This is a genomic window from Rhizobacter sp. P3_B12 (assembly GCF_056402895.1).
Map to the genome: position 1 here is coordinate 1 of NZ_JBFUGN010000227.1, position 7,520 is coordinate 7,520.

A 7,520-nucleotide genomic window follows, 5' to 3' on the forward strand; every position below is an offset into this window, starting at 1 on the left:
GGCCACGCCGCTGCTGCCGGCGCTCGCGGCGCAGGTCGGCCACACCGTCGCGATCGCGGTGTGGGGCAACCGCGGGCCGACCATCGTGCGCGTCGAAGAGGCACCGTCCGCGGTGCACGTCAACATGCGCCACGGCACCGTGATGTCGATGCGCGGCACGGCGTCGGGCCTGCTGTTCGCCGCGCACCTGCCGCCGGCCCGCCTGCGCGAGCTGCTGGCGCAGCAGCCGCACGGCGGCCGGCGCACGCTGGACGCCGCCTTCAGCGAGCAGCTGGCGGCCATCCGCGCCGAGGGCCTGAGCCGCGTCGTCGACGGCACGGTGCCCGGCGTCAGTGCGATGGCGGCGCCGGTGTTCGACCTGCACGGCGAGCTGGTGCTGAGCCTGGCGGCGATCGGCCCGAACGCCACTTTCGACGTGCAGCCCACCGGCCCGGTCGCGCTCGCGCTGAAGGGCTGCGCCGCGCAGCTGTCGCGCCAGCTCGGCGGCGCCGGCCCTCCGGATGCACCGGTATAGTCGGCGTTCAACCAATGAATCGGGAGCGAGGAAATGGGAGTTCCAAGCCAACGGCACGCCGGTCAACGCGTGCGCGCCACCTGGGTCAGCCTGCTCGTCGCAGCAGCCGCCCTCACCGCCTGCGGCGGTGGATCGGATGGCGATTCCAGCAACCGCCTCGCGTCCTCGTCGCAGTACGCGCAGCAATGCGCCCCGACCAACTCCCTGGCCTCGACCCACAGCGGCAGCCTCGACATCGAGAAGCAGTGGGTGCGCGCCTACCTGAACGACGCCTACCTCTGGTACGACGAAGTCCCCAACATCACCGCCGGCCAGGCGCAGTACAGCAACACGTCCGACGTCTACGGCTCGCTCGACAACTATTTCGAGGCCCTGAAGACGATCCGGCTCACCGCCAGCGGCGTTCGCAAGGACCAGTTCAGCTTCATCCTGCCGACCTCCACGTCCGACGCGCTGTTCGAGTCCGGCGTCGAGGCCGGCACCGGCGTCAACTGGCGCATGCTGTCGCCGCGGGCCCCGCGCGGGCTGCGCGTGTCGTACGTGACCCCGGGCACCGAGGCGGCCACCAAGGGCGTGCTGCGCGGCGACACGCTGGTGACGGTCGACGGCGTGTCGGCCGACGATGAGACGGCGGCCGGCGTCGGCGTGCTCAATGCCGCGATGTTCGCCAGCGACACCGGCGGCACGCACACCTACGTGCTCAACCGGGCAGGCACGGGCCTGGTGAGCGTCTCGCTGACGACCGTGGCCGTCACCACCAAGCCGGTGCTGAACTACAGCGTGGTCCCGACGGCCACCGGCAAGGTCGGCACCATCGTCTTCACCTCGCACGTCGCGCCGGCCGAGGCGCAGCTGATCGAGGCCGTCTCGTCGCTGAAGTCGCAGGGCGTCACCGACCTGGTGCTCGACCTGCGCTACAACGGCGGCGGCTACCTGTACATCGCGAGCGAGCTGGCCTACATGATCGCCGGGCCGACGCGCACCGGCGGCAAGGTGTTCGAGAAGCTCAACTACAACGCGAAGCGCACCTCCGACAACGCGCAGGCGCCGTTCGGGTTCCAGGCCACCAGCACCACCAACGCAGCGCTGCCGACGCTCGACCTGCCGCGCGTCTACGTGCTCGCCACCTCCGAGACCTGCTCGGCCAGCGAAGCGGTGATCAACGGCCTGCGCGGCGTCGATGTCGACGTGCGGCTGATCGGCGGCGGCACCTGCGGCAAGCCCTATGGCTTCGCGGCGCAGGACAACTGCGGCATCTCGTACTTCCCGATCGAGTTCCAGGGCATCAACGCGAAGGGCTTCGGCGACTATGCCGACGGTTTCGTGCCGAACGGCAGCGGTGCCACCGGCATCGCCGGCTGCGTCGCGTCCGACGACTTCACGCAGCCGCTCGGCAGCCCGGACGAGGGCCTGCTGAAGGCGGCGCTCGCCTACCGCGCGACCGGCGCCTGCCCGGTCGTCTCCGCGTCGCAGGAATCCGCGCAAGCCCTGCGGGCCGCGACCGGCCGCGGCGCCGCGGTGCGTGGCCGGCCGCTGCTGAGCAACCGCTTCCTCACGCCGTCGCGCTGAGGAAGCCCTCGACGAGCGCCGCGAACTCCTGCGGCTGCTCGGCCACGCTCAGGTGCGAGGCCTCGGCCAGCACCTCGAGCCGCGCGCCGGGAATGCGCTCGGCGATGGCCTGCGACATCGCGACCGGCGCCCCCACATCCAGCGCGCCGGCGATCACGAGCGTCGGGCAGCGCACCTGCGGCAGGCGCTCGAGCCAGTCGACCTCGCGCACCGCGTGGCAGGTCGCCGCATAGCCGACGGCCGAGGTGCGCAGCAGCGCCGCCCGGAATGCCGCCAGCGCCTCCGGCCGGCCGCTGCGGAAGCCGGCGTGGAAGTAGCGCTCCATCACCATGTCGGCAATCGCCTGCAGCCCGCCCTGCTCGACGGCCGCGATGCGCTGCGCCCAGGCCGCCTGCGCCGCCTCGGGGTAGTGCGCGGTGGTGTTGGCGAGCACCAGCGAGCGCACCAGCTCCGGATGGCGGATCGCGAGGCCCTGGCCCACCATGCCGCCGAGCGAGAGCCCGACCCAGGCCACCGGGCCGGCACCCCACTCGCGGATCACGCGGGCCGCATCGTCGACCAGCTCGTCCATGCGGTACGGGCCGGCCGGCACGGCCGAGCCGCCGTGGCCGCGGTGGTCGTAGCGCAGCACCTCGTGGCGCGGCGCGAGCGCGGCGGCCAGTGCGTCCCACATGCCGAGCTCCAGGCCCAGCGCATGGCTGAGCACCACCGGCGGGCCCTCGCCCTGCAGCGCGAGCTTCAGCTGCGGCCGGCTGAAGGTGTGGTGGCTCGACGTGCGCACGCCGGCCGAGAGCGGCGCCGGCGGCGGCAGCAGCCCTTCGTCGCGCAGGATCTGCGTGGTCAGCTTGAAGGCCGTGTTGGCGGCCGGCACGCCGCAGTAGATCGCGCCCTGCATCAGCGTCTCGCGGATCTTCTCGACCGGCACGCCGCCGCGCACCGCGGCCCGGCAATGCAGCTCGAACTCCTCCCAGCGCGCGAGGCCCATCGTCATCCCCAGCACCAGCAGGCGGCGGGTCGTCGTGTCCAGGCCCGGGCGGCCCCAGATGTCGTGCCACGCATAGCGCGTGATCAGCGACTGGAACTCGGCGTTGAACGCGGAGGTGTTGTCCAGCGACTGGTCGACCCACGCATCGCCCAGCACCGCGCGGCGGTTCTTCACGCCGCGGTCGAAATCGTCCTGTTGCTCCGGCATCGCGCTCTCTTTCGAGGGTGTTTCAAGGATGTTTCGAGAATGGGAGGAGATCAGTGCGGCAGCCAGGCCGACCACGGCGCCTCGGCCGCCAGCGCGTCGGCGCGCTGCTGCCAGCTCGCCAGCTGCGGATCGGCGACGCGGCTTGCGTGTTCCGCGGCGCGCTCGACGTCGAACAGCGCGTCGACCTGGTCGGCACCGAGCTGCGCGCGCAGCGCTTCGTCCTGCGACAGCGCCTGCAGCAGCACCTCGCGCAGCGGGCGCCGCGCAGCCACCGCCTCGTGCGACCAGGCCTCGAGCAGCGCATGCGCGCGCGCCTTGCCGAGCTGCTGCGCCAGCTGCATCGCCACCGCCTCGGCGAACACCAGCCCGTGCTGCGCATCGATGTTGTGCCGCATCCGGGCGGCATCGACCTGCAGGCCCGGCGCCGCATCGGCCAGCGCCTTCAGCGCGCCGTGCACGCCGAGGTACAGCCCCGCCGTCTCGGCCAGCTCGGCCTGCCAGTTGCCGAGGCCGCGCTCATGCTCCTGCACCATCGCGGCCAGCAGCGCCGCCACGCGGTGCGGCGTGCGCAGCGCGGCGGCCAGCGCCGTCATCGCGGCCACCGGGTTGCGCTTGTGCGGCATCGTCGACGAGCCGCCGCGGCCGGCACCCGACGGCTCGGCCAGCTCGCCGAGCTCGCCCTGCGCCATCAGCGAGATGTCTTTCGCGATCTTGCCGAGCGCGCCGGCCAGCACGCCCAGCTCGCCGGCCAGCGAGGCCAGCTCGTCGCGCTGCGTGTGCCACGGGCCGGGCGGCAGCCGCAGGCCGAGCGCTTCGGCCACCCGGTGCGCGACGGCCGGGCCGCGTTCTCCCATCACCGAGAGCGTGCCCACCGCGCCCCCCAGCTGCAGCTGCAGCGCCTGCAGCCCGGCCGCGCGCACGCGCTGCCGGCAGCGCAGCAGCGGCGCGATCCACGCCACCAGCTTGAAATCGAAGCTGACCACCTGCGCCGGCTGCATCAGCGTGCGCGCCAGCACCGGCACGCCACGGTGCTGGCGTGCCAGCGCGAGCAGCGCGGCGGCAAGCGTGCCCAGGTCGCGGTCGACCAGCGCGAGTGCGCGGCGGGTGGTGAGCGCGAGGCCGGTGTCGATCACGTCCTGGCTGGTGCTGCCCCAGTGCACGAAGCCGGCCGCGTCGGCATCGAACAGGCCGACCGCCTGCGTCAGCGCCTTGACCAGCGGAATGGCCAGGCTGCCGGCGCGGCCGCTCGCGTCGACGAGGGCGCCCAGGTCGTACAGCTCGGCCTTGCAGACGCCGGCGATCGCCTGGGCGGCGGCGGCGGGCACCAGGCCCTCGGCGGCCTGCGCGCGCGCGAGYGCCGCCTCGAAATCGAGCATCGCCTGCAGCACCGAGGCCGGCGAGAACACCGCCGACATCTCGGGCGTCGACAGGAAGCTTTCGAAAACCGATTGCCCCGTCGACATCACGGCGCTCCGGTCAGGCGGCGGACGCCTGCGCCTTTTGGGCGTGTTGTGCCTTCCGCTGCATCTTGCGATCGCTCAGCCGCTGCAGGCAGGTCAGCGAGGCCAGGTGGGCGTAGATCAGCGGCAGCATGCCGTTGCGGTACAGCTCGAGCACCTGGGCATCGGGCAGCGCGCGCAGCTTGTCTTCGTCGACCACGAGGAAGCCGTCGACCGAGAAGGTCTCACCGTCGTCCAGCGTGCCTTCGGCGCGCATGCTCTTCAGCAGGTCGAGCTCGCGCAGGCGTTCGCAGAACAGCGGGGTGCGCTGCGCTTCCTGGTCGTACAGCTCGAGCAGCTTCATCACGTTGTTCAGCGTCTCGGTCGGCTCGCCGGCGGCGGTGAGCAGCGGCGTGCCCTGCGGCCCGTCGACGAGGCCCGGGTAGCCTTCATCGATGACCACCGAGAGTTCGTCGCCGGTGCCGTCGGCGCGCGGGAAGCGCGTGAGCCCGAGCGGATAGCAGCGCAGCGCGGCCGGGATGTAGCGGCCGACCCACTGCGTGCCCTCGACGAACAGGTTCTCGCCCACCGTCAGCCCGAGCAGCACGGCCGGGTTGAGCTGCGGGCTGCCGTCTGCGGTGGTGCCGCTGTTGACGAACAGGATCGGGTAGTCCTTGCCGGCCTCGACGAACTCGCCGAAGGTGCAGAACAGCGCGTTCATGCCGGCGACTCCCGACACGTCCAGCGGCAGCACGTGCTTGCCGGCATGGCGCGTGCGGTCGAGCAGCGCGGGCTTCTTGTAGAGGGCAGTGATCATTGAACTTCAGCTCCAGGGGGCAAGGCAGTGGCCATCACCTTGTCGACACGCTTGCCGTCCAGGTCGACCACCTCGAAACGCCAGCCTTCCCAGTCCACCGTGTCGGCGGTCTTGGGCAGCCGGCCCAACAACAACATGATCATGCCGGCCAGCGTGTTGTAGCGGCCGCGGTCTTCCTCGGGCAGCTCCTTCAGCGACAGCCGGTCCTTCAGCTCGGGCACCGGGATCAGGCCGTCGAACAGCCAGCTCTGGTCGTTGCGCTGCACCGCCCAGGCTTCGCCGTCGGCCGGCGTCGTGAACTCGCCGGTGATCGCCTCCAGCACGTCGCGCACGGTGATGACGCCCTGCACCTCGCCGTACTCGTCGACCACGAAGACGAGCTGGGCCGACGAGGCGCGGAACTGCTCGAGCAGCTCCATGCCCGACAGCGTCTCCGGCACGAACACCGGCGCCTGCAGGCCCTCGGTCAACGCGAGCGGGCGGCCCTGCAGCATCTGCTGCAGCAGCGTCTGCGCCGAGATCACGCCGACCACGTCGCTCAGGCTGCCGCGGCACACCGGATAGCGCGAGTGCTCCTGGTCGCCCATCACCTTCAGCACGTCGTCGAGGTCGGCCGACGCGTCGAGCCAGGTGATTTCGGTGCGCGGGATCATCATCGAGCCGACCTGCCGGTCGTCGAGGCGGAACACGTTGCGCACCATCTGGTGCTCCTGCGCCTCGATCACGCCGGCATCCAGGCCTTCCTCGAGGCTGGCGGCGATCTCCTCCTCGGTCACCGAACGGCTCGGGCCGCCGCGGATGCCCAGCAGGCGCAGCGTGCCCTCGGTGCAGAACGACAGCAGCTTGACGAACGGGCGCGCCGCCATCGACAGCCATTCCATCGGTTGCGCGACCAGGCGGGCCACGTTCTCGGGATACATCTGCCCGAGCCGCTTGGGCACCAGCTCGCCGAAGATGATCGTGAGGAAGGTGATGCACATCACCACGAGGGCGGTGGCGGTGATGCCGGAGGCCTTCTCGTGGATGTTGAATGTCAGATGGATCCAGCCGGCCAGCGGCTCGGAGAAGGCGGCCTCGCCGACGATGCCGTTGAGCACACCGATCGAGGTGATGCCGATCTGCACGGTGGACAGGAACTTGGTGGGGTTCTCGTGCAGGTCCATCGCGGCGCGGGCGCCTTCGTCGCCGGTTTCCACCATGACCTGCAGGCGAGCCTTGCGGCTGGCGGTGAGCGCCATTTCAGACATGGCGAACAGACCGTTGAGGATGATCAGGAAGGCGAGGAGCGCGATGTCCATGGAAGCACGCTGCCGGGACCCGGCCCGGAACGCGCAAAACGACGAAGGCCGCAAGGGTAGCAGATGGCGCCGGCGGGGCCGTGACGGGGGTGGCGGGCAGAATGGCGGCGATGAACTACCTGATCGGTGACCTGCAGGGCTGCTGCGACCCGCTGGAGCGCCTGCTCGAGAAGATCGGCTTCTCCGCCTCGCGCGACCACGCGTACCTGCTGGGCGACCTGGTGAACCGGGGCCCGGCCTCGCTGCGCACGCTGCGGCGGCTGCAGCAGCTGGGGTCGTCGGCCACCTGCCTGCTGGGCAACCACGACCTGCACCTGCTGGCGGTGGCGCACGGGGTGCGCAAGCCGGGGCGACGCGACACGCTGGGCGAGATCCTGGACGCGCCGGACCGCGGCGCGCTGATCGACTGGCTGCGCCAGCAGCGGATGGCGGTGCATGCGCATGGCTGGCTGATGGTGCATGCCGGCGTGGTGCCGCAGTGGGACCTGGCGATGACGCTGGCGCTGRCCGGCGAGGTGGAGCAGCGGCTGCGCGGCGACGACCTCGTGGGCTTCCTGCAGGTGATGTACGGCAACGAGCCGGCGCGCTGGGATGCGGGGCTGCAGGGCGCCGACCGGCTGCGCTTCGCGGTGAACGTGCTGACGCGGATCCGTTTCGTGGCGGCCGACGGCACGCTGGAGATGTCCAGCTC

General features: G+C 71.5%; 7 protein-coding genes. 3 read left to right on the forward strand and 4 right to left on the reverse strand.

Translation table 11 applies throughout. From position 1 onward, the window contains the following. Nucleotides 1-514 (forward strand): IclR family transcriptional regulator (locus AC1D01_RS14205; protein WP_477867236.1); only part of this gene is annotated, 514 nt, incomplete at its 5' end. 33 nt (nucleotides 515-547) lie between these two features. Continuing rightward, nucleotides 548-2,083 (forward strand): S41 family peptidase, encoded by a 1,536-nt coding sequence (locus tag AC1D01_RS14210; protein ID WP_477867238.1) that lies wholly within the window; start codon nucleotides 548-550, stop codon nucleotides 2,081-2,083. On the opposite strand, the gene pcaCD is transcribed toward AC1D01_RS14210, so the two are convergent. From pcaCD to AC1D01_RS14230, 4 genes are read right to left on the reverse strand one after another with little or no spacing between them, the layout of a single operon-like run. Continuing rightward, entirely contained in the window at nucleotides 2,067-3,275 is a 1,209-nt protein-coding gene (gene pcaCD / locus AC1D01_RS14215) for a bifunctional 4-carboxymuconolactone decarboxylase/3-oxoadipate enol-lactonase PcaCD (protein WP_477867240.1), read from the reverse strand. The two genes, AC1D01_RS14210 and pcaCD, sit on opposite strands and share 17 nt — an antisense overlap. 50 nt (nucleotides 3,276-3,325) lie before the next feature. After that, nucleotides 3,326-4,738 carry a 3-carboxy-cis,cis-muconate cycloisomerase gene (pcaB, locus tag AC1D01_RS14220; protein WP_477867242.1) on the reverse strand — a complete coding sequence of 471 codons (1,413 nt, stop codon included), beginning with the start codon at nucleotides 4,736-4,738 and terminating at the stop codon, nucleotides 3,326-3,328. A 13-nt stretch (nucleotides 4,739-4,751) separates the two neighbouring features. Then, a complete protein-coding gene (locus tag AC1D01_RS14225) occupies nucleotides 4,752-5,531 on the reverse strand; it encodes a SapC family protein (protein WP_477867244.1) in 780 nt (259 codons plus the stop codon). Beyond that, nucleotides 5,528-6,829 (reverse strand): hemolysin family protein, encoded by a 1,302-nt coding sequence (locus AC1D01_RS14230; RefSeq protein WP_477867246.1) that lies wholly within the window; start codon nucleotides 6,827-6,829, stop codon nucleotides 5,528-5,530. Before AC1D01_RS14230 ends, AC1D01_RS14225 begins: the two co-directional genes overlap by 4 nt. A 110-nt stretch (nucleotides 6,830-6,939) precedes the next feature. Here AC1D01_RS14230 and AC1D01_RS14235 point away from each other — a divergent pair. Continuing rightward, nucleotides 6,940-7,520, forward strand: a 581-nt coding sequence (locus tag AC1D01_RS14235) for a symmetrical bis(5'-nucleosyl)-tetraphosphatase (protein WP_477867248.1), incomplete at its 3' end; no start/stop codon positions are given.